The 25,176-nt window shown below is 64.1% G+C and carries 25 protein-coding genes; 4 read left to right on the plus strand and 21 right to left on the minus strand.

What is annotated here, in order from left to right; genetic code table 11:
• Positions 1–4: 4 nt before the first annotated feature.
• From fliN to fliF, 10 genes are all read right to left on the minus strand, one after another.
• Positions 5–442, minus strand: a complete 438-nt coding sequence (fliN, locus tag ARADN35_RS0121880; protein WP_010466023.1) for a flagellar motor switch protein FliN — start codon at positions 440–442, stop codon at positions 5–7.
• Entirely contained in the window at positions 432–1,436 is a 1,005-nt protein-coding gene (gene fliM / locus ARADN35_RS0121885; protein ID WP_010466026.1) for a flagellar motor switch protein FliM, read from the minus strand. Before fliM ends, fliN begins: the two co-directional genes overlap by 11 nt.
• 18 nt (positions 1,437–1,454) lie before the next feature.
• The gene (locus ARADN35_RS0121890; RefSeq protein WP_010466028.1) at positions 1,455–1,982 is read right to left on the minus strand and encodes a flagellar basal body-associated FliL family protein; all 528 of its coding nucleotides are present in this window, start codon (positions 1,980–1,982) and stop codon (positions 1,455–1,457) included.
• 415 nt (positions 1,983–2,397) lie between these two features.
• Positions 2,398–2,823 (minus strand): flagellar hook-length control protein FliK, encoded by a 426-nt coding sequence (gene fliK / locus ARADN35_RS28610; RefSeq protein WP_010466030.1) that lies wholly within the window; start codon positions 2,821–2,823, stop codon positions 2,398–2,400.
• A gap of 49 nt (positions 2,824–2,872) precedes the next feature.
• The gene (locus ARADN35_RS28615; protein WP_139019229.1) at positions 2,873–3,748 is read right to left on the minus strand and encodes a hypothetical protein; all 876 of its coding nucleotides are present in this window, start codon (positions 3,746–3,748) and stop codon (positions 2,873–2,875) included.
• Between the two features lie 2 nt (positions 3,749–3,750).
• On the minus strand, positions 3,751–4,215 hold the full coding sequence (fliJ, locus tag ARADN35_RS0121905; protein ID WP_010466034.1) for a flagellar export protein FliJ: 465 nt from the start codon (positions 4,213–4,215) through the stop codon (positions 3,751–3,753).
• 19 nt (positions 4,216–4,234) lie between these two features.
• Positions 4,235–5,629: a flagellar protein export ATPase FliI gene (fliI, locus tag ARADN35_RS0121910; RefSeq protein WP_029414289.1), complete on the minus strand. Its 1,395-nt coding sequence runs from the start codon at positions 5,627–5,629 to the stop codon at positions 4,235–4,237.
• A complete protein-coding gene (locus tag ARADN35_RS0121915) occupies positions 5,619–6,344 on the minus strand; it encodes a FliH/SctL family protein (RefSeq protein ID WP_029414290.1) in 726 nt (241 codons plus the stop codon). The genes fliI and ARADN35_RS0121915 overlap by 11 nt, the downstream gene beginning before the upstream one ends.
• Positions 6,328–7,323: a flagellar motor switch protein FliG gene (fliG, locus tag ARADN35_RS0121920; RefSeq protein WP_010466039.1), complete on the minus strand. Its 996-nt coding sequence runs from the start codon at positions 7,321–7,323 to the stop codon at positions 6,328–6,330. The genes ARADN35_RS0121915 and fliG overlap by 17 nt, the downstream gene beginning before the upstream one ends.
• A 24-nt stretch (positions 7,324–7,347) precedes the next feature.
• Positions 7,348–9,039: a flagellar basal-body MS-ring/collar protein FliF gene (gene fliF / locus ARADN35_RS0121925; protein WP_029414291.1), complete on the minus strand. Its 1,692-nt coding sequence runs from the start codon at positions 9,037–9,039 to the stop codon at positions 7,348–7,350.
• A gap of 172 nt (positions 9,040–9,211) precedes the next feature.
• On the opposite strand from fliF, the gene fliE reads away from it, so the two are divergent.
• On the plus strand, positions 9,212–9,523 hold the full coding sequence (fliE, locus tag ARADN35_RS0121930) for a flagellar hook-basal body complex protein FliE (RefSeq protein WP_010466044.1): 312 nt from the start codon (positions 9,212–9,214) through the stop codon (positions 9,521–9,523).
• A gap of 371 nt (positions 9,524–9,894) precedes the next feature.
• On the opposite strand, the gene ARADN35_RS0121935 is transcribed toward fliE, so the two are convergent.
• From ARADN35_RS0121935 to ARADN35_RS0121950, 4 genes are all read right to left on the minus strand, one after another.
• The gene (locus ARADN35_RS0121935; protein ID WP_010466046.1) at positions 9,895–10,194 is read right to left on the minus strand and encodes a flagellar protein FliT; all 300 of its coding nucleotides are present in this window, start codon (positions 10,192–10,194) and stop codon (positions 9,895–9,897) included.
• A 3-nt stretch (positions 10,195–10,197) separates the two neighbouring features.
• On the minus strand, positions 10,198–10,653 hold the full coding sequence (fliS, locus tag ARADN35_RS0121940; protein WP_010466047.1) for a flagellar export chaperone FliS: 456 nt from the start codon (positions 10,651–10,653) through the stop codon (positions 10,198–10,200).
• Between the two features lie 65 nt (positions 10,654–10,718).
• Complete coding sequence (fliD, locus tag ARADN35_RS0121945) at positions 10,719–12,152, minus strand: flagellar filament capping protein FliD (protein WP_010466049.1); 1,434 nt, start codon at positions 12,150–12,152, stop codon at positions 10,719–10,721.
• Positions 12,153–12,350: 198 nt separating this feature from the next.
• On the minus strand, positions 12,351–13,838 hold the full coding sequence (locus ARADN35_RS0121950) for a flagellin N-terminal helical domain-containing protein (protein ID WP_010466051.1): 1,488 nt from the start codon (positions 13,836–13,838) through the stop codon (positions 12,351–12,353).
• Between the two features lie 321 nt (positions 13,839–14,159).
• On the opposite strand from ARADN35_RS0121950, the gene ARADN35_RS0121955 reads away from it, so the two are divergent.
• Both ARADN35_RS0121955 and ARADN35_RS0121960 read left to right on the plus strand, forming a co-directional pair.
• Positions 14,160–15,644 carry a flagellin N-terminal helical domain-containing protein gene (locus ARADN35_RS0121955; protein WP_010466054.1) on the plus strand — a complete coding sequence of 495 codons (1,485 nt, stop codon included), beginning with the start codon at positions 14,160–14,162 and terminating at the stop codon, positions 15,642–15,644.
• Positions 15,645–15,746: 102 nt separating this feature from the next.
• Entirely contained in the window at positions 15,747–17,948 is a 2,202-nt protein-coding gene (locus ARADN35_RS0121960) for an O-linked N-acetylglucosamine transferase, SPINDLY family protein (protein WP_010466056.1), read from the plus strand.
• Between the two features lie 127 nt (positions 17,949–18,075).
• On the opposite strand, the gene ARADN35_RS0121965 is transcribed toward ARADN35_RS0121960, so the two are convergent.
• Genes ARADN35_RS0121965 through rfbF form a run of 7 tightly spaced genes read right to left on the minus strand, consistent with a single transcriptional unit; the run spans position 18,076 to position 23,828 of the window.
• Positions 18,076–18,855 carry a cephalosporin hydroxylase family protein gene (locus ARADN35_RS0121965; RefSeq protein WP_010466057.1) on the minus strand — a complete coding sequence of 260 codons (780 nt, stop codon included), beginning with the start codon at positions 18,853–18,855 and terminating at the stop codon, positions 18,076–18,078.
• Positions 18,852–19,703, minus strand: coding sequence for an NAD-dependent epimerase/dehydratase family protein (locus ARADN35_RS26740; RefSeq protein WP_010466059.1), 852 nt, complete (start codon positions 19,701–19,703; stop codon positions 18,852–18,854). Before ARADN35_RS26740 ends, ARADN35_RS0121965 begins: the two co-directional genes overlap by 4 nt.
• On the minus strand, positions 19,700–20,188 hold the full coding sequence (locus tag ARADN35_RS0121975; protein ID WP_010466062.1) for an acyltransferase: 489 nt from the start codon (positions 20,186–20,188) through the stop codon (positions 19,700–19,702). The genes ARADN35_RS26740 and ARADN35_RS0121975 overlap by 4 nt, the downstream gene beginning before the upstream one ends.
• The gene (locus ARADN35_RS0121980) at positions 20,189–21,430 is read right to left on the minus strand and encodes a class I SAM-dependent methyltransferase (RefSeq protein WP_010466064.1); all 1,242 of its coding nucleotides are present in this window, start codon (positions 21,428–21,430) and stop codon (positions 20,189–20,191) included.
• Positions 21,427–21,987 carry a dTDP-4-dehydrorhamnose 3,5-epimerase family protein gene (locus tag ARADN35_RS0121985; RefSeq protein WP_010466066.1) on the minus strand — a complete coding sequence of 187 codons (561 nt, stop codon included), beginning with the start codon at positions 21,985–21,987 and terminating at the stop codon, positions 21,427–21,429. The genes ARADN35_RS0121980 and ARADN35_RS0121985 overlap by 4 nt, the downstream gene beginning before the upstream one ends.
• A complete protein-coding gene (rfbG, locus tag ARADN35_RS0121990; RefSeq protein ID WP_010466068.1) occupies positions 21,984–23,051 on the minus strand; it encodes a CDP-glucose 4,6-dehydratase in 1,068 nt (355 codons plus the stop codon). Before rfbG ends, ARADN35_RS0121985 begins: the two co-directional genes overlap by 4 nt.
• Positions 23,052–23,057: 6 nt before the next feature.
• Positions 23,058–23,828: a glucose-1-phosphate cytidylyltransferase gene (gene rfbF, locus ARADN35_RS0121995; RefSeq protein WP_010466070.1), complete on the minus strand. Its 771-nt coding sequence runs from the start codon at positions 23,826–23,828 to the stop codon at positions 23,058–23,060.
• 474 nt (positions 23,829–24,302) lie between these two features.
• Here rfbF and motA point away from each other — a divergent pair, with 474 nt between their 5' ends.
• Positions 24,303–25,163, plus strand: coding sequence for a flagellar motor stator protein MotA (gene motA, locus ARADN35_RS0122000; protein ID WP_010466072.1), 861 nt, complete (start codon positions 24,303–24,305; stop codon positions 25,161–25,163).
• Positions 25,164–25,176 lie beyond the last annotated feature (13 nt).

The raw sequence follows: 25,176 nt of genomic DNA on the forward strand, positions 1-25,176 counted from the left end.
GCCACTATCCACGACTGACCCGCCGCAAGCGCTCGGAAGGAGTCACCACATCCGTGAGACGGATACCGAACTTGTCGTTCACCACGACGACCTCACCCTGTGCAATGAGATAGCCATTGACCAGCACGTCCATTGGCTCACCCGCGAGGGCATCGAGTTCCACGACAGAGCCCTGGGCCAGCTGAAGGATGTACTTGATCGGCACCTTGGTGCGTCCCAGCTCCACCGACAACTGGACGGGTATGTCCAGCACCATGTTGATATCGTTGACCGTACCATCGCCGCCGCCTGAAAAAGGACGGACCGGCTCACCGGACAACGGACCACCCTGCTCCACGTCGCCGGGCTTGTCGTCGGTGCGTTTTTGCTCTTCAAGTGCCTCCGCCCAACCCGCAAATGGGTCGTCCGCGCCTGCATCCTTGTTATCTTCTTCAGTTGACATCTTTTTCTCCCAGCCAGCTCATGTCGGCATTGCGCAGGCATTCTTCGATACGAATGGCGTACTTGGAATTGTGCGTTCCGTACTGGCATTCAAAAATGGGAACCCCTCCGATCGACGCGCGAATACGGGGCTCACGGTCCAGCTCGATGAAATCACCAGGTTTCATGGCCAACAACTGCTCTACGGTGGCATCCGCACGGGCCAGTTCTGCCACCAGGGTCACTTCGGCCGCCTGGATTTCACGTGTCAGCACACGGACCCAGCGGCGATCCACCTCAATGGAGTCGCCCTGTGTGGACGAGTACAGCACGTCGCGGATCGGCTCCAGCGTCGCATAGGGCATGCAAATATGAATTGCGCCTGAAAGATCCCCGATTTCCAACTGAAATGCCGTGGACACGACAATCTCGCTGGGGGTGGCAATGTTGGCAAACTGGGGCTGCATCTCAGACCGCTGGTACTCCAGCTCCAGCGGATAGATGCCCTGCCATGCCTTTTTGTATTCGGCGCAAATCACGTCCACCAGACGGTTGATGACCCGTTGCTCTGTGGGTGAAAAATCCCGCCCCTCGATCCGAGTCTGAAACTTGCCCACACCGCCGTACAGCGTGTCGATGATGCCGAACACCAGCGACGGTTCACACACGATCAGTCCGCTGCCGCGCAGCGGACGAATGGCCACAATGTTGAAATTGGTGGGCACCGCCAGCTCGCGCAGAAAAGCGCTGTAACGCTGCACGGACACGGTGCCCACTGAAATTTCAGGGCTGCGGCGGATGAAGTTGAAAAGCCCGATCCGGAAGTTGCGCGCAAACCGTTCATTGACGATTTCCATCGTCGGCATGCGTCCACGGACGATGCGCTCCTGGCTGGAAATGTCGTAATTGCGGACAGAGCCCGCCTCCGCCACTTCCTCGACCGATTTCTGGCTCTCGCCAGTAACCCCTTCGAGAAGGGCATCGACCTCTTCCTGGGAAAGAAATGAATCACTCATGACTGGTCCTCGCCCGGGTCACTGGATGATGAAGCTGGAAAAGAGCACACGGTGCACCGGGTTACGCTCCGTGCGCCGACGCGAAGGCCGCTCCTGCGCGTCGTCCTCCTTGTCGGCCGCCGCAGCCCGTGGGCGCTCTGTCGAAACCGTGTAACCCAGGGGGCGCGAGACTTCACGCAAGATGTCGGCAGCCAGTTTTTCCTTGCCTTCCCGCTGCAGCAATTCGCTGGAGGTCCGCTGAGAAATCAACATCAGGATGCCACTGCGTATAGAAGGCAGATAGAGCTTTACTTGCTCCGCCGTTTTGGCATCTTCCAATTCCAGGGTAATGCCGATCTGGGCAAACCGGTCTCCGCCAGGGTCCGCCAGGTTCACCACCATGTTTTCCATGGGCAGAAAAGTGGGGGCCACCTTGGGCGCCTCCTTGCGGGCGGGCGCAGCACCTTCCTCCTCGTCGGCATGAGAACGGCTGGCAATGAACCAGGCCGCCGCGCCACCGCCAATCACCAGCACCGCCACCACAACGCCAATGATGATGATGAGCATCTTCTTGCTTTTGGCCGGGGCCGCTGCGGGAGTTGCGGGAGTATTGGCTGACACAGTGCGGATTCCTTGCTATGGGGACGGGTGGTACCCGCGCAGTCCCTGGGCGGGCAAAACCGGATGGCCCATTATTGGGCGAGGCTGCAACCAATAATAGCCAGAATAAAAGCCCAAAACCATGGCATTCGCTGCGCTAGGCCCTCTGCGCGCACCCGCAGGAACCATTCACGGCCTCGCGGTGGCCGCATGCCCTTCATGGCATCCAGGCAAGGATTTCGTCACAACGCCGCAAGAAGAAATGCCACGCGAGGCACAACACGTTATCAGCACGCGGCCAGCAGCGTAGCGTCCCCGTGGCGGGACCTCGCCCAGGAATGCAGCATGGCGACAGACCGACGGCCCCGTTGCCCGCCTGGATTTACACAAAAACATCGACGGCGCGGTCCGCAGCCCCGCCGCGCAGCAACGAGGCTGTGCCCGCGGGCGCGGTGGCAACCACCTGCGCCTGGCGGGCTCCATCGCGTTGGCTCTGGCGCTCGGAGCCCCCGGCATCTCCACGCTGTCCTGCCGAGGTTCCGACCGACATACCCGAAAGCACGAGGCCCTCACTGCGCAACAGTTCACTCAGTTGTGCCATGCTGCGGTCCAGCAGTTCACGGGTCTGCGGCTGGTCGCTGCGGAACGTGACATGGGCTTCATTGCCAGACAACGATACCGACACTTCCACCGGCTGACCGTCACGGTTGAGCGTGAGCTCTGCATTCTGTGTCTTCTGATTGACCCAATAAGCCACCTGCTCAGTCATCTGCTCTTCAGCGCCCGCCTGGGCGGGATCTGTGAACACGCCGCCCCCATCCAGGGAACCAGCCTCCACCGGCCCGGAGCCGCCCCCACTATCGAACCACGCCCCAGCCCCGGAACGCCCTTCGCCAGAGCGCCCCCCCCCCGTCTGCACCGCCACCACCCTGTGCAGATGCCACCGGAGACAACAAACCGTCCATGATGGAAGCCACCACGCCGCCGCCTGCAGGATCCCCCCCACCACCGATACTGCGATCCGCTGCGCCAGCGGCGGGCGCACCCACCACCATCCGCTCGCTGGCGGCCTGCACCGCAGCCAAGGCCGACCCCTGGTGGCCCGGCGACTGCAGCATGGCGCCGCCCACCGGTGAGCGCCCTGTAGACATCTCCAAGGCATCTGCCTTTTGGGACAACGCACTCTGCATGCGAGAAAAAACCCGGCCGTGCGCCGTCCCGCCGGCTTGAGGGAGCCCCTCCTTCAGGTCCACCGAGGTGTCGAGCATGGCCGTTTCCGCCACCATCCCTTGTGGAAGGCCGTCCGTGGCGACCAGGGAACTCGCCATAGAAGTCAAACCACCCTGGACGCCCCCCCCTTGCGCACCCGCCCCCACGGTCGATCCGTTTTGCACTCCGGTACGAAGAATGCCGCCTTCCTGAAACCCCTCAGGCGCGGCAGCATCCACCCGCGCGCTTGCGCCGGGTACCAGCAGACCTTGCCATGCCGCCATGGCCGATGCGTCCATCGCGCCCTTCGCAGCGTCGGTAGAGACAACGTCGGCAGGCACCACGGAGGCCGCAAGATCCAGCGGAGCGCCATCCCCCTGGGACACATCGCCCAGCGCAGCCATCAGTGCGAGAAAGCCTCCAGCCCCCGGTGCATTCGCATCCGAGGCCTGGGCAGTGGACCGGGGACGTGCGGCGTGGGCGGGTTGGGTGCCCTGGGAAGAAGAAATTTTTGTGGGTTCCATTGTCAATACTCCCGGCCCGCAGAGCCCTGAATCTCACTGCGGTACTGCAATGCAGCCCGCTCATCGGTTTGTTTCTGATCTCTTCGCATTTCGGCCAACTCCAGGTCATGGCGCCGCTTTTCCACGACCTTGCGCAGGCTTGCCAGCCGCAGCTCTGCCTCCAGCAAGGCGCGCCTGGCTGCCTCCACCCGGTTGGCATGCTCCCCCACCACAGTGTTCTGGACACTCGCAGCATGGCCCAGGCGGTCCATGAATTGGTAGTGGTGGTACATCACCTCGGGCTTCATCGTCGTGTCGGCCTTCATGCCCCAACGCGCCTGCGTCTCACGGGCATAGTCTTCGAGCTGGTCGAGCTGGGCACACGCCGCCTGCTGCGCAGCCAGCATGTCCTGCAGCACTTTGCGCGCGTCGTCCCGCTTGCGGGAAGCCACTTCCACAGCGACGGCGAGGGAGTTGAGGCTGGACATGGCTCGCTACCCAAGGCGTTCAATGGTCCAGCACCGCAGCCATGCCCGCCACGCTCTGGTCCATGGAGGCTGCCTCGAACATGTCCTGCTGCAGGAAATTTGCCATCTGCGGCTGCAGGCGAATGGCCTCGTCCAGGGCGGGGTCTGACCCGCTCATGTACGCACCCACCTGCACCAGATCACGGCTTTTCTGGTAACGCGAGTACACGGCCCGAAAACGTCGCGCCAGATCAAAATGCCCCCGCGACACCACGTTGTGCATCACCCGGGATGCAGACTGCTCGATGTCGATGGCCGGGAAGTGCCCCGTCTCGGCCAGGGCCCGCGACAGCACGATGTGCCCATCCAGAATGGCCCGCGCCGCATCCGCGATAGGGTCCTGCTGGTCATCCCCTTCCGACAACACGGTGTAGAACGCCGTGATCGAACCGACGCCATGCAGCCCGTTGCCACTGCGCTCCACCAGCTGAGGCAGCTTGGCAAAACAGGAGGGCGGATACCCCTTGGTGGCGGGCGGCTCACCGATGGCCAGCGCAATTTCGCGCTGGGCCATCGCATAGCGGGTGAGTGAATCCATGAGCAACAACACGTGCTTGCCCTTGTCCCGAAAATGCTCTGCCACGGCGGTGGCATACGCCGCACCCTGCATGCGCAAAAGGGGCGGGGCATCGGCAGGCGCGGCCACCACCACCGAGCGGGCGCGGCCGTCGTCGCCCAGAATGTCTTCCACAAACTCCTTGACCTCACGCCCCCGCTCGCCAATGAGTCCCACCACAATCACATCCGCCCGCGTGTAGCGGGCCATCATGCCCAGCAAGACGCTCTTGCCCACACCAGATCCAGCGAACAGACCCAGGCGCTGCCCGCGCCCCACGGTGAGCAGGGCATTGATGGCGCGCACGCCCGTGTCCAAAGATTCGCGCACGGGATCGCGGTCCATGGCATTGATCTGGCGCCGTCCCATGGGTTCGGACACCACATCCTGCACAGGCCCACCGTGGTCCAACGGCAAACCCTGCGCATCCACCACCCGACCCAGCAGGCCTTCACCCATTGGCAAACGCAGCACACCCGCACGCTGGATGGCCCGCGCAGGCTCACCCAGGCGCGGCACGGGAACGTAGGGCGCAGCGGGCACCACGCTGGCACCACTGGAGAGCCCGTGGATATCTCCCGCAGGCATCAAAAATGCACGGTCGGCAGAAAACCCCACCACTTCTGCCAGCACGGGGGCGTGCCCCGGCATCTGGACCATGCACTGCGAGCCCACCGGCACGCGAATGCCCACGGCTTCCAGCACCAGGCCCGTCAGCCGGGTCAGCGTGCCGCGCGTCTCCAGCGGCGCGCCTTCGGCAACACGCGCACGCGCATCGTCCATGAGGCACGTCCAGGCGGAAGGAGATTCAACGGTCATCGCCGCCCTCCTCTTCCCATGGCGACTGGAGTCCCAGTGCGGCAATGGCACGCTGCCAGCGTTTGTCGAGGCTGCCATCCACCACCGTCCCGGCTGATTCGACCAGACAGCCGCCCGGCGGCACCGCCGCATCGGCCATCCATTGCACACCCGGGGCGTCGATTGCTTCGCGCAGGGGCTGTGCCATGACCTCCATGTCGGCCGGGTGGAGACGAACCATGGCAGGTCGCCCTTCGGTCACGAGCATGCCCACAGCCTCTTTCACCACGGGCTGCAACGCATTGGGATTGACGGACAGTTCCTGGCGCACCACCTGGCGCGCAATGTCACAGGCCAGCTCCAGCAGTTGCTGTGCCATCTGCTGCTGCATGTCAATCAGGCTTGCATCGAGGGTCTGCACCACGCCTTGCAACCGCTGCGCCGTTTCGTGCCCTTGCTGGGCAATGTATTCGTCCATGCGCCGCTGCCATTCCAGCGCCGTCTGGGCTTGCCCCTGGGCAAAGCCTTCGGCATAGGCGTCGTCACACGCCTGCTGAATCAGTGCCTGCTGCGCAGCCTCATCAATTTCGACCGGGATCTCCACCACAGGCTCCGGCTCCGCCGGCTCAACCAGGTCAGAGCCATCCACCGCACCAAACTTCCACTGCGTGAAATCGCCCACTTCCTCGCTGGGAATGAAGCGCGAATAAGAGCGCTGGCTAGACGAAGGCATCATCACCGCCAGATCCAATCACGATTTGACCCTCGTCGGACAGGCGACGCACGGTCTTGAGGATTTCCTTTTGCTGGGCCTCGACCTCGGACAGCCGCATCGGGCCACGCGACTCGAGGTCTTCGCGCAATGCCTCGGAGGCACGCGACGACATGTTCGACAGGAACTTCTCGCGCAACTCCGGCACCGCCCCCTTGAGCGCGACGATGAGCGTTTCGGACGCCACTTCCTTGAGCACGGTCTGGATCGCCTTGTCGTCGAGCTTGAGCACGTCTTCGAACACGAACATCTTGTCCATGATCTTCTGGGCCAGGTCGGGGTCGTAGCCCCGGATGGACTCGAGCACCACGGCGTCCATGTTGCCGCCCAGCAGGTTGATGATTTCGGCCGCTGCCTTGACACCGCCGAGCGAACTCTTGCGGATCTTGTCACCGCCCGCCAGTACCTTGAACAGCACCTCGTTGAGATCCTTGAGCGCGGTCGGCTGGATGCCTTCCAGCGTGGCCACGCGCAGCAGAATTTCACTGCGCTGGCGGTCGGTGAGGTGCATCAAAATGCCCGACGCCTGGTCGCTGTCCAGATGCACCAGGATGGCCGCGACGATCTGGGGATGCTCGTTGCGCAGCAGTTCCGCCACGGACAGCGGGTCCATCCACTTGAGGCTTTCAATGCCCGAGACATCCCCACCCTGCAAGATGCGGTCGATGAGCAGGCCCGCCTTGTCGTCCCCCAGCGCTCGCTTGAGCACCGCGCGGACATAGTTGCCGGTGTCCGACACCAGCAGGCTCTGGGCCGCCGCCGCGTTGGAGAACTTGTTGATGACCTGATCGACCTTGTCGCGCGACACCGAGCGCATGCGGGCAATGGTCTCGCCAAGCTTTTGCACTTCCTTGGGCGAGAAATGCTTGAACACTTCGGCCGCCTCTTCCTCGCCGAGGGACATCAGCATGATGGCGGCGTCGTTGAGTCCTTGGTCGTCCATGGTCGTCGTCCGTGGGTTCGGTGGTCAGACGGGGTCGCCGTTCAGCCAGGTCTTCAGGATGTTGGCCACGGCAACAGGGTTCTCCTTGGCCAGCACCCGCGCATCTTCCAGGCGCAGCTGCTCCGGCGTGGCGGGAAGCACTTCGTTCTTCTTGGCGGGCGCAGGCAGCGCCGGACGCTCGGGCGTTTCGGATTCCACAGCATCCAGCTGGCCACCAGCCACCGGGATGGCGCGGGGTTTGGTAGCGGCGCCACCCTTGAGCGCAGGCCGCACCAGGCCCATCAGCACCAGGGCAGCGAACAGCACAGCACCCACCGGCCAGGCGAAGGTCTTGGCCAGGTCGATCACCTCGGGCTGCTTCCACAGCGGAACATCGGTGGTTGGCGTCACCGCAACCTGGAACGGGGTGTTCATGAGATTGACGGAGTCGCCGCGATCCCGGTTGAAGCCAATGGTCTCGCGCACCAGCGCCGTCATCTGTTCCAGTTGCTCCGGCGTGAGCGCCTTCGTCACAGTCTTGCCCTTGTCCTCCGTGGACTGGTAGTTCACCACCACCGCCGCGCTGACCCGTTTGAGCGCCCCGCTGCCGCCGCGTGTCACGCGCACGGTCTTGTCCACCTCGTAATTGGTGATGGACTCGCGCTTGCTGCCCACGGCCTGGGTGCCCTGGGCCTGCTGGCCGGCGGCGGTGGGAGGCGGGTTGGCGCCGTTGATGGGCGCGGTAGAAGGTGCGGGGGGCTGGTTCGTGGTGGCGCCCGGCACCCCCGTGGGCAGCGGATTGCCCTGGGGGCCAGCGCTTTCCACGATCTGCTGGCTGCGGATGGCGCTGGCGTCAGTGGCAAGATTGGGCCGGTGCTGCTCCGACGTGGATTCAGTCTGGGTGAAGTCCACCTCGGCCGTCACCTGCGCCTTGACGTTGTTGCGGCCCACCACGGGCTCCAGAATGTCCAGGATCCGACGGGTGTACTGTTGTTCGATCTGCTGCACATACAGCAGTTGCTGAGCATCCACGCCGTTTCCGGATGCGGTATCGGGCGATTGGGAAAGCAGCTTGCCCGTGTCGTCCAGCACGCTCACGGCAGAAGGAGACAACTCCGGCACGCTGGACGCCACGAGGTGCACGATGCCCGCCAGCTGGGCTCGGTCGAGAATGCGGCCGGGATGCAGGCTCACCAGCACCGAAGCCGACGGCTTTTGCTGCTCCCGGAAGAAGCCATTCTGGTTGGGAAGCGCCAGATGCACGCGCGCGCCCTGCACAGAAGACAGCGCCTGGATGGAGCGGGTGAGTTCGCCTTCCAGGCCACGCTGGAAGTTCAGGCGCTCCTGAAACTGCGTCATCCCGAACTTGCTGGACTCCATCAGTTCGAAGCCCGCCACCGAACCCTTGGGCAGGCCCTGGGTGGCCAGGCGCAGGCGCACGTCGTGCACGCGGTCTGCGGGGATCAGGATGGCGCCACCCCCATCTGCGTGCTTGTAGGGCACGTTCATCTGCGACAACTGAGCGACGATGGCGCCGCCATCCTTGTCGTTCAGGTTGGCAAACAGCACTCGGTAGTCAGGCTGACGCCCCAGGACAATGGCCGCAATGGCCACCGCCACCAACAGCGCCGCGCCCACACCCAGCCGCATGCGCTGTGCCCTGTCGAGGGCAGACAGCCGCTGCAGCCAGTTCGGGCTGGCAGGGGGAGTGAGAGGAATTTCAGCAACTGCAGACATCTTGCTTTCCAGTAGGGCGGCCCGGCAAGGACCAAAGCGTGGGGTCGATTATTCGGTCACGCCTCCAAAATGTTCGCTGGATAAGCCGCGCGTTTGGCCATCAATTCAGAGCGATGGATCCCGGCGCGATGGCTAGGATACGCAGCATACCGCCATTCCCACGGATACAGCCATGGACCTTCGCATCTCAAGCTCTACCGCCCCCCTCACGGGCGCTGGCGTGGCGCGCCGTGCTGCAGCGCCGCAAAACGACGCCAACGACGTGGGTTTCTCGGGCGCCCTCAAGGGCGCGCTGCAGTCGGTCAGCGCCGCGCAGAACAAGTCATCCAATCTGCAGACCGAGGTCCAGATGGAAAACCCCTCGGTCAGCCTGGAAGAGACCATGGTGGCGATTCAGAAAGCCCAGATCGGCTTTCAGGCCACGCTGCATGTCCGCAACCGGATGGTGCAGGCCTACACCGACATCATGAACATGCAGGTTTAGGAGCAGGGGCGCTCCCCTGAGCGGCTGCGCCGCTTCCCCTCGCTCCGGGGCGATCCTTGCTTGGCATCCCTCGCCTGGGGCGCGCCGGTATCGAGCGGTGGGGGCCTGCATTTACTCCTGATTTCGTAGCTGCTCGCGCCCTACAGATAAGCGCTACAGGGGTTTTTCTCACAAAAAAGGCATTCCACGCTCTTGTCACAGGGGGCTGAGCGACGCATCGCTGGCCGTGGCACCGTTTTGCCAAGCGCCAGGAAAATATGCTCCCAATTTGATAGCTTACTGCGTTTGATAGACAAGCGGTAGCGCCCCATTTCGCCCATGAAAAAGCCGACCTCGCGGGGTCGGCTTTGTCTTGAGGCTCAGCGCACGCCTCAGTGCATCATTTGCGGCTGCCCTTCAAACAGGTGTTCGAATTGCGCCAGCCAGGGCTCGGCCAGACAGCGAATCTGGGCATCGTTGCGCAGGATGCGCTGCATGATCCGGGTCTTCTCACGTTTGTGCTCGGGCAGAAGTTCGTGCTCTTGCGACTTGAAGCGCAGTTGCTCGATCAGTACCGCGCAGGCACCTTCGTAGCGCACAACGCCATCCCAGTCCTTGAGCTTGGCAGCCTCCAGCATCTTGGCGCTGCTGTCTTCAATCGCCTTGTAGTAGTCAATCAGCATGTGGGACATGGTTCAGGCCTCCACCAGCACGGGCTGGCCAGTGGCGGCAGGCGCATCGGCCGAAGCCGCGGTGCCGGTTTTCTTGATTTCGTTCCAGCCCTGCGCCACGGGCTCGATCAGGCGCATGACCTCGAGCATCATCGCGTCGTCGTTGCGGGCGTTGGCCAGGATCAGGCGGCGCATGCAGTAGTCGTAGAGCGCGCCCAGGTTTTCCGCCAGTTCGCCCCCGTCGACCTTGTCGAGCGAAGTGCTCAGGCCTTCCTCCAGAATGCGGACGGCTTTGGAGATGCCATTGACCTTGCCCAGCACGTCTCCGCGTGCCATGGAGCCACGTGCCGTGGCGATGGAATTGAGGACGCCTTCATACAGCAGACTGACCAGCTGGTGCTGATCCATCGTGTGCATGCTGGTTTCCACATTGATACGCTGGTAAGCGTTGGCTGCACGGGGGCTGTAGGCGCTGAACATGCTGACAATCCTTCCGAGGTATTACTTAAGTTATCGGCGTGCGCCAGAAAAACTGAAGCCCCTGATTAACCAGTCGACTTGTTCCAGGCGGTGACCTGCTGAGAGATGTACGCGTTCAGGCCGTTCAAGCTGCTCAGTTGCGTATCCAGTGCGTTATAGCGCTGCGTGATGCGTTTTTCAAAGGCCTCCACCTTTTCATTCACCCGCGTCTGGTCCTTGCCGTTGCGCTTGAGGCTCATCTGCAAGGTGTCGTCCTTCGATTTGAAGAAGCCGTCATTGGCGAGCAGTGTGGTGGTCAGCGCCTTGAGCTGCACCGCAATACCGTTGGCAGAGCCGCCGCCCGTGTTGCGGAACAGATTTTTGACGTCATCCGGGTTTTCGGAAAGCGCCTTGTTCAGCTTGGTACTGTCCACTGCCAGATCCCCGCCCAGCTGCTGTGTGATGCCCACGTCGGCCAGGCGCTGAAACGCGCCCCCCCCGGTGGTGACCGACTGGATCGCGTTGCGCAGAGAGTTTTGCAGCGCGACCGTCGTGGAGTCGCCTTGCAGCAAGCCGGCCGAATTGGTCTTGGCGTCGTATTTCGTCGCCTCTTGCAGCAACTGGTTGATAGCGTTGTAAGCCTTGACGAACCCATCAATGTTGGACTTGACCGCCGCGTCATCTTTGCCGACCGAGATCTCGATCGGAGCAGTGGTGACCTGCTCTGCCTTGAAGGTCACGCCTGAAATCGTGGATGCAAAGGTGTTGGTACCCGAAGACACCGCAATCCCGTTGACCGTCGCCTTGGCATTGGCTGCCGCCTGCGTCACAGTGGTTCCAGCCACCAGGCGAGACAAGCCGGTGGCGTCGGTATTGCCCGCACTTTGCGGGTCGGTATCTCCATCCTCCATGACACTGAGGCGAAAACCCGACTCTTCCCCCGTGCTCTTGCTGCGCAGCAGCAAGCGCTCGCCCGAGGCATCCGTCAGCACGGAGGCGGTGACACCTGCATTCGCGCCGTTGATCTTGCTGGCCACGTCCGACAGCTTGTCGCTGGCACTGATGGTGATGTCCACGGGCTGGCCACTCCCTGGCGTGAAGGACGCGGGCGCCACACTCCATTTGCCCAGCTCCAGCCGCAAGGTGCCTGACCCCAGCGCGCCACCCACCGGCAAAAGTGCAGCAGAGGCCGTAGCTTGTGCCTTGGCCAGGCTTTGCACCTCCACACTGAAGGTGGTAGGCAAAGTACCGCCGACCGCAGTGGCCGATACATATTTAGAGTCGGACGAGGTGGTGGTGACACCGTTCCAACCGGTCACGCTGGTGAGCTTGCTCGCAGCATCCTGCAAGGTGGACACCAGCGACTTGATCTGCCCAAAGGCAGAAATCTTGGTATTGACCGTGGCCGCCTGCAGCTTGAGCGTGTCCAGGGGCTTTTTTTCCAGCGCGACTAACTGGGAGATGATGCTCTTGACATCAAGTCCGTTCGTGCCGACGCCTGGGGATGAAATGGTGGCCATACAAACCTCCTGAACTGGTCCAACGGAAATTATGGCGCCGAATGGCGATCAAGAACGTCCGTAAACACGCCAGGAAACCCGTCTTATTCCAGCGGTCCTGGCACCCGCCTTCCAGAAAGCCAAAGGGCGGCGACAGAAATCTGCCGCCGCCTGGGGTTCGCCAGGGCGCTGCAACGCCCTGGCTGCCATGCCCGCCGCTTAACGCAGCAGGGCCAACACGCCTTGGGGCAACTGGTTGGCCTGGGCCACCATGGCCGTGCCAGCCTGTTGCAGGATCTGCGAACGCGACAGGTTGGCCGTTTCTGCGGCGAAGTCGGCATCCAGGATGCGGCTGCGCGAAGAAGACAGGTTTTCCGACGTCACTTGCAGGTTGCTGATCGATGTTTCGAAACGCGATTGCAGAGCACCGAGCTTGGCACGCTCACCGTTGATGAAGGCCAGGGCCGAATCCACAGTCTTGAGCGCGTTGGTCGCGTTGCTGAACGTGGTCACGTCCAGGTTGGCCACCGTTTGCAAGGCCGATCCACCATTGTCCAACTGATTGCTGGTCGAAGTAATTGCGAAAGACTTTTCCGAGTCCAGCGTGATGTAACCACCGGTGTTCACGTTTTCCACCGTTGCTGCAGCAGAGCTCAGCGTCGTCGTACCGCCGTTGGCTGCACCAGCTGCGTCGTAGCCGGTGACCGTCACGTTGGCCGCATTGGCGTTGGTCGTATCGCCCACCACGATGTTGTTACCGGTGGCGTTGCTCAGGATGATCTGGGTGCCATCCGTGCTCAGCGAAGCATTGATACCGGTCTTGGCAGACTGGTCGTTGATGGCGGACACAGCAGCCGACAGGCGGTCCGTGCCGGTGGCGGAGGTCAGCGTGAATGACACGGTACGAGCCGCGCCAACGTTGTCACCTTCCAGCGTCAGCGAGTAAGAGCCAACAGCCGCCATACCACCCAGGCGCACTTCGGTGCGGGCCGTGGCCGTCACGCCGGTATCGGCCTTCAGGGCATTGATCTGGTCGGCCGTAGCCTTCGCGGTAGCGCTGACAGCCACGGTCAACGTCCCCGTACCCAGAGCGCCGCTGATGGCCACGGTACCCGTGGTCACACCGTTGGTGCCTGCGGTGGCTTGGGTGGCCGATGCGCCGATGCCCGAGCCGTTGGAGGCGACGTTCTGGTTGTTACCGTAGACGCTGGTGCGCAGATTGCCCGTGGCAGCCACGATGGTCTGGTTGGCATTGGCACCCACTTGGAACTGCTGCGTGCCGAAGCTACCGTCCAGCAGCTTGGAACCGTTGAATTCCGTGGTTTGCGAGATACGGTCCAGTTCGGACACCAGCTGGCCCACTTCCTGTTGCAGGGCCTGGCGGTCGCCAGCGCTGTTGGAAGCGTTGGCCGATTGCACAGCCAGTTCACGCACACGTTGCAGGATGTCGCCAGACGCCTTCAAGGCGCCTTCAGCGGTTTGCGCCAGGGAGATGCCGTCATTGGCATTGCGAACAGCCTGGTTCAGACCACGGATCTGGCTGGTGAAGCGCTCGGAAATCGCCAAGCCAGCGGCGTCGTCCTTGGCGCTGTTGATACGCAAGCCAGACGACAGGCGCTGGATCGACGTATTGAGAGAAGTCTGACTCATGCCCAGGTTGCGTTGGGCGGTGAGCGAGGCGATGTTGGTGTTGATGGTGGAAGCCATTGCAAATCTCCAGAAAAGAACTGACTGAATATGGCGTTACCGCCAGCCGGGGCGCCAGCACCGCGCTGGCCTCCTGGGTTCCCAGCGCTGCAGGCCATCTGGTGAACGGCGGGCCGCTTACGGACCGTTGCAATTGTTTTCGGGTCGCCGCCGGAAAACTTGAGGGGCAAACGCACAAGTTGTACGACTTTTTTGCCGCTTATCTCCTAAACGCCCAAAAGCAGCGTCTCCACAATTCATCCATCGTTCCCCCATTGACAGCCGGACGGGTGCGCTTGAACCGGCAAACAGATCCGTCTTGCGACGTTAAGGAGTTTCGCCATGGCAGCAACCATCAATACCAACATCAGCTCGCTGACCGCCCAGCGCAACCTGGGCACCAGCCAGGCTTCGCTGAACACGGCCATCCAGCGGCTTTCATCCGGCTTGCGCATCAACAGCGCCAAGGACGACGCCGCTGGCTTGGCCATCTCTGAGCGCTTCACCAGCCAGATCCGTGGCCTGAACCAAGCTGTTCGCAATGCGAACGACGGCATTTCGCTGGCACAGGTGGCGGAAGGCGCGATGGGCTCGGCCGGCAATATCTTGCAGCGGGTGCGTGAATTGGCGGTGCAATCGGCCAACGCTTCCAACAGCGCTGGCGACCGCCAGGCCCTGCAACAGGAAGTCGGTCAGTTGGTCGCAGAACTGGACCGCATTTCGCAAACCACCGAATTCAACGGCCAGAAATTGCTGGACGGCACCTTTGGTACGCAGCAGTTCCAGGTGGGCGCCAACGCCAACCAGACCATCGTGGCAGCCACAGCCAACTTGCGCACCAATGTGTATGGCAACAACCAGAACGTAGCCTCCAATGGCTCGGGCATTGGCGCATCGGCCACGCAGGCCACCACGGGCACCAACGGGGTGACCACCGGATCGGCCGCCATCAGCGGCTACCTGGGCACCGGCACCCTGACCGTGGCTGTCAGTGCTACCGCGAAGGCGACGGCCGACCAGATCAATGCGCTGCAGGCGTCCACCGGTGTGACGGCCTCGGCCCGCACCGAAGTGCGCCTGGGCGGCATGGCCGCTGCGGGCTCCTACTCGCTGACACTGGAAGGCGACAACGTGGGCGCGTCCCGCACGGTCTCCTTCACGCTGACCTCCGCCACGGGCACGGACCGCCTGTCCCCCGCTGTATCGGCCATCAACGAGCAATCGGCCAAGACGGGGATCAACGCCTCATTGAATTCGGACGGCACCCAGATCATCCTGACCAACGCCACCGGGAACAACATCGTGATCGGCGACACCGTGAACGCCAACGCGGCAGCGGTCACCGTCACCGGCTACGACGCCGCTGGCGCCAGCAACGGCACGGCCCAAACTCTGGCTGCGGATGCCAATGTGGAATTCGTCAACACGGGCGGCTACATCACGCTGGACTCGGAAAAGTCGTTTGCCGTGACCTCGGCCAGCAACCAGTTGGACAACGGCGGCTCGACCCTGCACACGGTGGCCAACCTGGACGTGACCACGTTCACCAATGCCACCGACGCCCTGAAGACCGTGGACTCGGCCCTGGCCTTCATCAGCGGCGAGCGCGCCAAGCTCGGTGCCATGCAGTCCCGCTTTGAGACCAGCATTGCCAGCCTGCAGATCACGTCCGAGAACCTCTCGGCATCACGCTCGCGCATTCAGGACGCAGACTTCGCGGCAGAAACGGCCAACCTGTCGCGCGCCCAAATCCTGCAGCAGGCCGGCACGGCGATGGTGGCCCAGGCCAACCAGATCCCCCAGGGTGTGCTGTCGCTGCTCAAGTAACAGCCAACGCGCCGAAGGAACAACGACAAAGGGGCCCAACGGGCCCCTTTGTACATGGCACACTGCCGCATCCCGCCCATTTGCTCGTAGATCGGTCGCAACGTGCAACCCAAACACCCCGAACAGGACGAGGCCCGCCTCCAAGCCGCGCTCACCGCCGCCGACTGGCCCCTGCTGACCCGCCTGTGCCGCCATGCGCTTCGAAAAAGCGGACGCAGCCTCGCTGCGCACCGCCTGCTCGGGTTCTCACTGAACAAACAGCGCGAGTTCGGCGCGGCCCTCAAGGCCTATCAGCAGGCTGTCGTCCTGTGGCCCAACGATGCCGAACTGCTGATCAACTACGCCAACGTACTCATTGAGCAAGCCCGCAATATTGACGCGCTCCCCCTTCTGGAGAAAGTCTGCAAGCTGCGCCCCCGGCAAGCCATTGGCTGGATCAAGCTGGCCGAATGCTGCTACCTCCTGACCCTGCACGACAAGGGTTTTGACGCAAGCCAGACAGCCGCTGCACTGGCCGAAACCTTGCACGACCGCGTCGCTGCGCTCATGCAAAGCGCCATCCACCGGCGCGAGCTGGGCCAGGTGCGCGAGGCGGTCAAGGACTGCGAGACGGCCATCGCCCTGCGCTACAACGACCCTGGCAACTACACCAACAAGCTGTTGTTCATGCTGGCCGATCCCCAGGTGGACGCCGCGCAGCTGTCGGCGGCCGCACGGCAGTACGGCGCTGTGTTCGAGCCGCCGCTGCGCCCAGAGTGGCCCGATTTCCAGGAGCACCGGGGCTCGCCATGGCAACGCCTGAAGATCGGCTTCCTCTCCCCCGACTTCCGTGTGCACTCGGTGATGTACTTTGTGGAGGGTCTGCTGGCGCAACTGGACCGGCGGCAGTTTGAGGTTTTCGCCTTCTATCTGTTTCCACGGGACGATCACGTCACCGAGCGGGTCCAGCGCCACGCCGACCACTTTGTGCCCCTGGCCGGCTTCAGCCCCCAGCAACAGGCCGAGGCCATTCGCGCCCAGGGCATCGACATCCTGATCGACCTGGCAGGCCACACCGGCAACAACGGCCTGCTGACGCTGGCCCACAAGGCGGCGCCGGTGCAGGTGTCCTGGCTGGGGTTCCCGGCCACCACCGGGCTCACGGCCGTGGACTACAAGTTCACCGACGAGATCACCGACCCGCCCGGCGCCGACGCGCAGTACACCGAGCAGCTCTACCGCCTGCCCACGCTGTTCGCCTGCTACCGCCCCATGAGCCGCAACCCGCTGTGGCGCTACCAGCCGCGCTACCAGGTGCGCCCGGCGCCCGCGCTCACCAACGGCTTCATCACCTTTGGCTCGTGTAACAACCTGGGCAAGCTCACCGACGAGGTACTGGCCCTGTGGGGCCAGGTACTGGCGGCCGTGCCAGGGTCGCGCCTGCTGATCGAAGGCAAGAACCTTGACCGCCCCGATTTTGCGCAGGCCTACCGAGAGCGCTGCGAGCGACTGGGCCTGCCCCCTGGGCAGGTCGACCTGGTGGCTCAGCGCACCGACAACCAGTACCTGACCTACCACCGCATCGACATCGCGCTCGACCCCTTCCCGCTGACCGGCGGCACCACCACCTTCGACGTGTTGTGGATGGGCCTGCCCATCGTGTCGATGGTGGGCGAGAGCTTCAAAAGCCGCATGGGAGTGGGCCTGCTGGCCTACCTGGGCCGCACCGAGTGGCTGGCCGAGACGCCCGAAGACTATGTGCGCATCGCCAAAAGCCTGGCCGCAGACGTAGAGGCGCTGAACACACTGCGGCTGGGACTGCGCGGCGAGGTGGAGGCCTCGGCCCTCATGCGCGAGGACATCTTCAACCACCACTTTGCGGAAGGCCTCCGTGTGATGTGGCTGCAGTGGCTGGCCAAGGCCGAGCACCCGAACAACGCCGAAGCGCAGGCACAAACGATACAGGAGTGGCTGCCCCAGCTGCCTGAGGAATGGACCCATGCCCCCGTGCCCGGCGTGGGCTTGAAACCCGGCCAGCGGGTGAGCCTGCACGAGGCCCATCAGCGCCTGCAGGACCTGGTGGAAAAAGCCAAGGCCGCCACGCCTCCCGCGTCGGCGACCACCACCGAGCACCAGATCACCGACCGCCACTGGATCGCCGTGACCGAACTGGCCGAAACCGTGCTCAGCGCCGTGCCCCATGACCCCTTGGCCCTGGCCTGCCTGGCAGAGGTGGAGCATGCCCACGGCCACACCGAATTTGCCGTGACCTACCTGCAACATGCCACGCAGGCGATGGGCATGGGCTCCGCTTCAGCCGCCTGACGCCCGGGGCGCCCGGCAGCAGGGGCTGCCTGCCCCGACGGCTACTATGAATTTAATAGCTATTAGCGCTTATACATCAAGCGCCGGAGCCTGTTTTTATTCAAATTCCCGCCTTTGAGACTGCCGATCACTCCTTGCGGCGCAGAAACCCGTGCGGCGCCACCGTGACCTGCAGGCGCTGCTCCATGTGGGCATCCACTTCGAACTCGGCGTGCCCGGCCAGCCACTGGTGCACCGCCGTCTTGGGATTGTTGCCCACGTCCCAGGGTCGGTCGGCAAAGAACTTGGGCGGCATGTCTTCCACAAAGGTATCGAACACCACACAGTAGCTGCCGGGAGTGACCAGCGGCGCATAGGCGTTGAGTTCCCCCAGCACATGGTCGTGCGTGTGCATGGAGTCCAGGCACACCAGCACGCGCTGGTAGCCCTTCGCAAAGTCGCGCACCTGCTGCACCACGTCGGGCGCCACGGCCGAGCCCTGGACCATGGCGATGCGGCTGGCCATGGGGTGGGCTTCGATGGCGGCGCGGTTGTGCGCGCGGATGTCGATGTCCACCCCCAGCACCTTGCGGCGCGAGGCGCGCGGGTCCATCGTGGTGCCCGCCTCGATGGCGTCGCTCATGTCCAGCAGCGCCAGCAGCGAGGCGCTGAGCACCAGTGAGCCACCGTGCGCGATGCCGGTCTCGATGATGAGGTCCGGCCGCACGCGCCACACCAGCTCCTGCATCGCCACCATGTCCTGCGGGTACTGGATGATGGGCCGGCCCATCCAGTCGAAGTTGTAGACGTACTGCCGCTGCATCGAAGCCTGCAGCCAGTCGCGTGACAGGGTCTGGAACGCGGTGTCCTGGGCATAGCGGGCGAGGCGGTCGCGGCGCTCCTGGGCAAATTGGTCAACGGGGTTCATGGCGGGGTTACTCCAACAGGATCGGTCACAACGGAAGCGTCGTTCAGCAAAAGGTCATCGGCCAGCACGGCGCGGGGTGCCACACCCCATTCACCCCGCAGGCGTTGCACGTTGATAGGGGGAAACGCCTGCAGCGGGGCCTGGGCATCCACCTCCACAGTGCAGCCCGTGCGCGCCTGCAACCAGGCCAGCCACTGGGCATGGAGGGTCTGTCGGCCGCTGGCCACGTTGTAGGTGGCAGCGCGGCCCGCCAGCGCAATGCGCGGCAGCCAGCCCAGCAGGTCGCCCACATGCACATAGTCCTTGGCGGACTGCGGATCGGAGCGCAGCACGATGTGGCCCGCCCGGGCCTGGCCCACCAGGTCGGCCACCAGGTTGCCGGAGGCCGCGTCCATGCCCGGCCCGACCACGTTGGACAGGCGCGCCACGCGCACCCCGGGGCGCCCGCAGGCATGGCACAGCGATTCGCCGGTGAGCTTGGTGAGGTTGTACAGGTATGAAGGGTCGCCCGGCAGCACGGCCAGGGGCGCGTCTTCGTGGGTATCAGCCGCCCCCATGTAGACGCGGGTGGAAGACAGGTACAGCAACGAATCGAACTGCGCGCGCCGCAGCACCTCGGCCAGCAGGCCCACATGGGCGTCCACGGTGTCGAACGGGCGCGCGCGGAAATCAGCGGTGAGCCCCACGCAATAGATCACATGGCCCAGCGGGCGGGTGAACACCTCGGTATCGCCACGCGTTGGCGCCGACACGGTGTGGCCCTGGGCCTGCAGGTGCGCCACCAGGCGGCTGCCGATGTAGCCCGAGGCGCCCAGCACGGTGAACGTCGAAGGAGGCGCACCTGTCACTGCCGCTCCCCCACAGCCACCAAGGGTTGGCCCGCATACACGGTGTACGCCAGCAGCTCACCGCGCACGATGGAGCCCGCGCCCACCACGCAGCCGCGCCGCAGCACGGCGCCGTCCAGCAGCACGCAGTTGGCGCCGATCCATACGTCGTCCTCGATCACGATGCCGCCCTTGCTGGGCAGAAAACCCTGCTCGCGGATCAACCGGCCACGTTCGGCATAGGCATGGTTGACCGGCGCAAAGGTGCAGTTGGCGGCAATCGCCACGTAATTACCGATGTGGATGCCGTTGCCGGTGTAGAGCACGCAGCCCGCGTTGATGACCACATGTTCGCCCACCACCAGGTCGCCGCTGCCGCCCGCAGGCTTGACCTTGACGAAGCTGTCGATCACCGAATGCGCGCCCACCACGATGCGCGTTCCGCGCACCGAGTCTTCGATGTCGGCCAGGTGCGAGAGCTTCGCGGTGGGATGGATCTCGATCACCTAGAACACCTCCAGGCGCGGCACGGCCACCACCATCTGCGCGTCCCAGCTGCGCGTGTAGTCCAGCTGGTCGGCCACCTCGCTGCGCAGGTTCCAGGGCAGGATCAGGATGCGCTGCGGCTTGTGGGCGCGCAGGTGCGCCTCGCTCACCACCGGGATGTGGCTGCCAGGCAGGTACTGGCCCTGCTTAGCAGGGTTCTTGTCCACGGCATAAGGCAGCAGATCGGGCCGCACACCCGCAAAGTTGAGCAGGGTGTTGCCCTTGGCGGCCGCGCCGTAGGCGCCCACGGTGATGCCGTCGGCCTGGCATTGCAGCAAAAATGTGAGCAGCTCGCGCTTGACCCGTATGGCCTGGGCCTGGAAATCGCTGTAAAAACCGGCACGCAGCATGCCCGCCGCTGCCTCGTTGGCCAGCAGTTGCTGCACGCGGGTGGTGCCTTCAGCCGTTACCTGGGGGTGGCCCACGGTAGCGGCGCGGGCGGCAAACACCCGCAGGCTGCCGCCGTGCGTGGGCAGCTCCTGCACATCGATCACCACCAGGCCGTTGGCCGCAAAGATGCGCTGCACCGCCGTGAGCGACAGATAGGAATAGTGCTCGTGGTACGCCGTATCGAACTGGCAGCCCTGCACCATGCGCAGCAGGTGCGGAAACTCGAAGGTGGCCACGCCATGGGGCTTGAGCAGGCGCGTGAAGCCGCCCACAAAGTCGTTGATGTCGGGCACATGCGCCAGCACGTTGTTGGCGGCGATCAGGTCGGCCTGGCGGCCTGCGCCGGCCAGCTCGTCGGCCAGGGCCACGCCAAAGAAGCGCTCGACCACTTCGATGCCCTTGGCGCGGGCCGCTGCCGCCGTGCTGGCCGTGGGCTCCACGCCGTAGCAGGGGATGCCGGCCGTCTGCACGTACTGCAGCAGATAGCCGTCGTTCGATGCGACCTCGACCACGCGGCTCGCGGCGGTGAGCGCCAGGCGTTCGCGCATCGCCTCGACATAGGCCTTGGCGTGGGCCAGCCAGGACGATGAGAACGAGCTGAAGTACGCGTAGTCGTCGGTGAACAGCGCCTCGCGCCCGGCGTGGTCTTCGGTCTGTACCAGCCAGCAGGTCTCGCACACCAACAGGCGCAGGGGGAACCAGGTCTCGGGCGCGCGCAGGGCGGCTTCGCTCAGGTAGGCGTTGGACGGGGGCGCGCTGCCCAGGTCCAAAAACGGCAGTTGCAGCGGGCTGCTGCAGTGTCGGCACTTCACAGGCGCACTCCTTCGAATTCTTCGGTCATCCCGGGCTGGCCTGCGTCGCGGGGCGACATTTGCCCCACCGGCAGCGGCCAGGCAATGGCCAGGCGCGGCTCCAGAGGGTGCAGCCCGGCTTCGGCAGCGGGCGCGTAGGCCGCAGAGTGGCAATACAGCAGCTCGGCATGGTCGCTCAGCGCCTGGAAGCCGTGGGCAAAACCGGGCGGGATGAGCAGCGCGTTGCCGTTGTCTGCCGATAAATGCTCGGCATGCCACTGCAAAAAGGTGGGCGAGCCCTGGCGCAGGTCCACGGCCACATCCCAGACCTCACCGCGCAGGCAGCTCACGAGCTTCATCTCAGCGTGTGGCGGCTTTTGGTAGTGCATGCCACGCACGGTGCCTTTGAGCGCCGTGTAGCTCTGGTTGATCTGGGCGATGGGCGCCGTCCAGCCGGCACCGGCCAGCTCCTCGGCGCAGAACATGCGGGAAAAAAAACCGCGTTCGTCCACCAGGGGCTGGCGTTGCACGCGGAACAGCCCCGCCAGAGGCAGCGGCGCCACGGCCAGTCGGCTCATGGGCGCGCCTCCCAGGCGTCGATGTCGGCCAGGCACAGCGCAGGGGCATCGGCGCCACCGTGTTGCTGGCGGTACCAGTTCATGGTGCGCGCCACGGCCGTGTTCAGCGACCAGTGCGGGGCCACGCCAAGCACCTGGCGGGCCTGCGCGGTCTCCAGCGCCAGCCAGCCAGCCTCGTGCGGCCCATCACTCTCTTTTTCATAGCTGGTTGCGCTGGATGGATAAGCGCTAGAGGCCAATTCAATGACATTTTTGACCGTGGCTGCCTCGTGCGGCAGCGGACCAAAGTTGTAGGCACCGGCCAGCGCGGGCGATTCCCACAGGCACTGGGCCAGACGCAGGTAGGCGGCCAGCGGCTCCAGCACATGCTGCCAGGGGCGCGTGGCCCGGGGGCGGCGGATGTGCAAGGTTGCACCCTTTTCCCAGGCGCGCACGGCGTCTGGCAGCAGGCGGTCCTGCGCCCAGTCGCCGCCGCCAATCACGTTGCCCGCGCGCGCGGTGGCCACGGCAATGCCCTGGGCGGCCAGGAAAGAATCGCGGTAGCTGGCCGTGACCAGCTCGGTGGCGGCCTTGCTGGCGCTGTAAGGGTCGTGCCCGCCCAGCGGGTCGTCTTCACGGTAGGGGTACGCCCATTCGCGGTTGCGGTAGACCTTGTCGGTGGTGACCACCACGGCCACGCGCACGCCAGCCAGGCCGCGCAGGGCATCGAGCAAATGTGCCGTGCCCATGACGTTGGTGGAAAAGGTGTCGAGCGGCGCCGCGTAGCCGGGCCGCACCAGCGCCTGCGCGGCCAGGTGCAGCACCACCTCGGGCCGGGCGGCGCGCACACGCATGGCCAGGGCCTGGGGGCTGCGGATGTCGCAAAAATGGCTCTCCATGCCCGGGCCGCCCTGCCCCAGCTGAGCCAGGGTGAACAGGTTGGGGTCGGTGGCAGGGGGCAGCGCCACGCCGGTCACCTGCGCGCCCAGGCGCTGCAGCCACAGGGCCAGCCAGGCACCTTTGAAGCCGGTGTGGCCAGTGAGCAACACGCGCTTGCCGCGCCAGAAGTCGGGATCAGGGCGCATCGTGGTTTACCAGCACTTCCAGGGCGCGCGGCCCGATTGCCACAGGTCTTCGAGAAGGTTCTTCTCGCGCAGCGTGTCCATCGGCTGCCAAAAGCCCGTGTGTTCAAAGGCGCGCAGCTGGCCGCTGGTGGCCAGGCGGGCCATGGGCTCCAGCTCCCAGCTGGTGGCGTCGCCTTCGATGTGGTCGATCACCTCGGGCTGCAGCACAAAAAAGCCGCCGTTGATCCAGCCGCCGTCGCCACGCGGTTTTTCCTCGAACCCGGCCACGGTGTCGCCATCGCGCACCAAGGCGCCATAGCGGCCCGGAGGCTGCACGGCCGTCACCGTGGCCTGGCGGCCATGGGCGCGGTGGAAGGCAAACTGGGCCGTCATGTCGAGGTCGGCAACACCATCGCCATAGGTAAAGCAGAAGGGCTCGCCCGCAGGCAGATATTCCTGCACCCGTCGCAAACGCCCGCCGGTCATGGTGCTTTCGCCGGTGTCCACCAGCGTCACGCGCCAGGGCTCGGCGTGGCGGTGGTGCACTTCCATGCGGTTGTTGGCCATGTCGAAGGTCACGTCCGACATGTGCAGGAAGTAGTTGGCGAAATACTCCTTGATCACATAGCCCCGGTAGCCCAGGCAGATGATGAAGTCGTTGACGCCATGGGCAGCGTACATCTTCATGATGTGCCAAAGGATGGGCCGCCCACCGATCTCGATCATGGGCTTGGGACGCAGGTGCGACTCTTCCGAGATGCGGGTTCCCAGCCCCCCCGCGAGCAGTACGGCTTTCATGCCCGCAGCATAGTCCAGCCCCTGCGCCACCAAAAGGCCCTGTCACTGCGGAAATACGGGCCAAATGCAGCGATTGACACTGCGCACAGGTGTGAGCGGGTGCCAAGCAACCCCATAAAGCTACCAAATTTATAGCAATAAGTTATTGACCATCAAGCGCCAGCAGCATTTTTATAGGAAATCCTCTGAAACTGGCCATATTCAGCGCCACCATCCCACCCCTTGCGCTAAACGCGGGGGGTTGGCGAGGCCAGGTCGCACCGGCCCGGCCAAGGAAGGTCGAGGCACGGCCGAAGGAAACACAGGTGTGGCGATGGCGCCATTTGCCAGAGAAGCCCTGTGTTGATGGCACTCTTGAGCGCATTCCAGGCTCTTCAATCCGATACATTTGCAGTAACCTTCGGTAAGCCGCGTTGCCAGCGGCCCTGCCCGCCCTCCTGTTTTGCCTCGGCTGCCGCCCAACACGTCTAAAGCATGTTCGTCATCATCGGTTACGTTGTCTGCCTAGGCTGCATCTTCGGCGTGTACATCGTGCACGGCGGGAACATCAGCGTGATCCTGAAGGCCCTGCCCTTCGAGATCGTCACCATCCTGGGCGGCGCGCTGGGCGCCTTCGTGGTGAACAACCAGCCCAAGGTGATCAAGGCCACCCTGGCCGCCATCCCGATGGCGCTCAAGGGCTCCAAATACACCAAGGCCCGCTACATGGAGCTCATGGCCATGCTCTATGACATCCTGCAGAAGGCCCGCAAGGAAGGCCTGATGGCAATCGAAAAGGATGTGGAAGCGCCCCACGAGTCCGAGATCTTCAAGAAATACCCCACCGTGGGCAGCGACCACCATGTGATCGAGTTCACCACCGACTACCTGCGCATGATGGTCTCGGGCAACCTCAACTCCCACGAGATCGAAGCGCTGATGGACAGCGAGATCGACACCCACCACCAGGAGGCCCACGCCCCCGTGGCCGCGCTGGCGCGCCTGGCTGGCGCCCTGCCCGCCTTCGGTATCGTGGCTGCCGTGCTGGGCGTGGTGAACACCATGGGCTCGGTGGGCCAGCCGCCCTCGGTGCTGGGCGGCATGATCGGCTCGGCGCTGGTGGGCACGTTCCTCGGGATTTTGCTGGCCTACGGTGTGGTCGAACCCCTGGGCGGCCTGGTCGAGCAAAAGACCGAGGACGCCGCCAAGGAGCTGCTGTGCATCAAGTCCACCCTGCTGGCCAGCATGCAGGGCTACAACCCCGCCACGGCCATCGAGTTTGGCCGCAAGGTGCTTTTCTCCAGCGTCCGCCCCAGCTTCTCCGAGCTGGAGGGGCATGTGAAGGGCAAGAAGTAGCGACGGCAGCGCC

It is taken from the genome of Acidovorax radicis N35 (assembly GCF_000204195.1).
GTDB lineage: Bacteria > Pseudomonadota > Gammaproteobacteria > Burkholderiales > Burkholderiaceae_C > Acidovorax > Acidovorax radicis.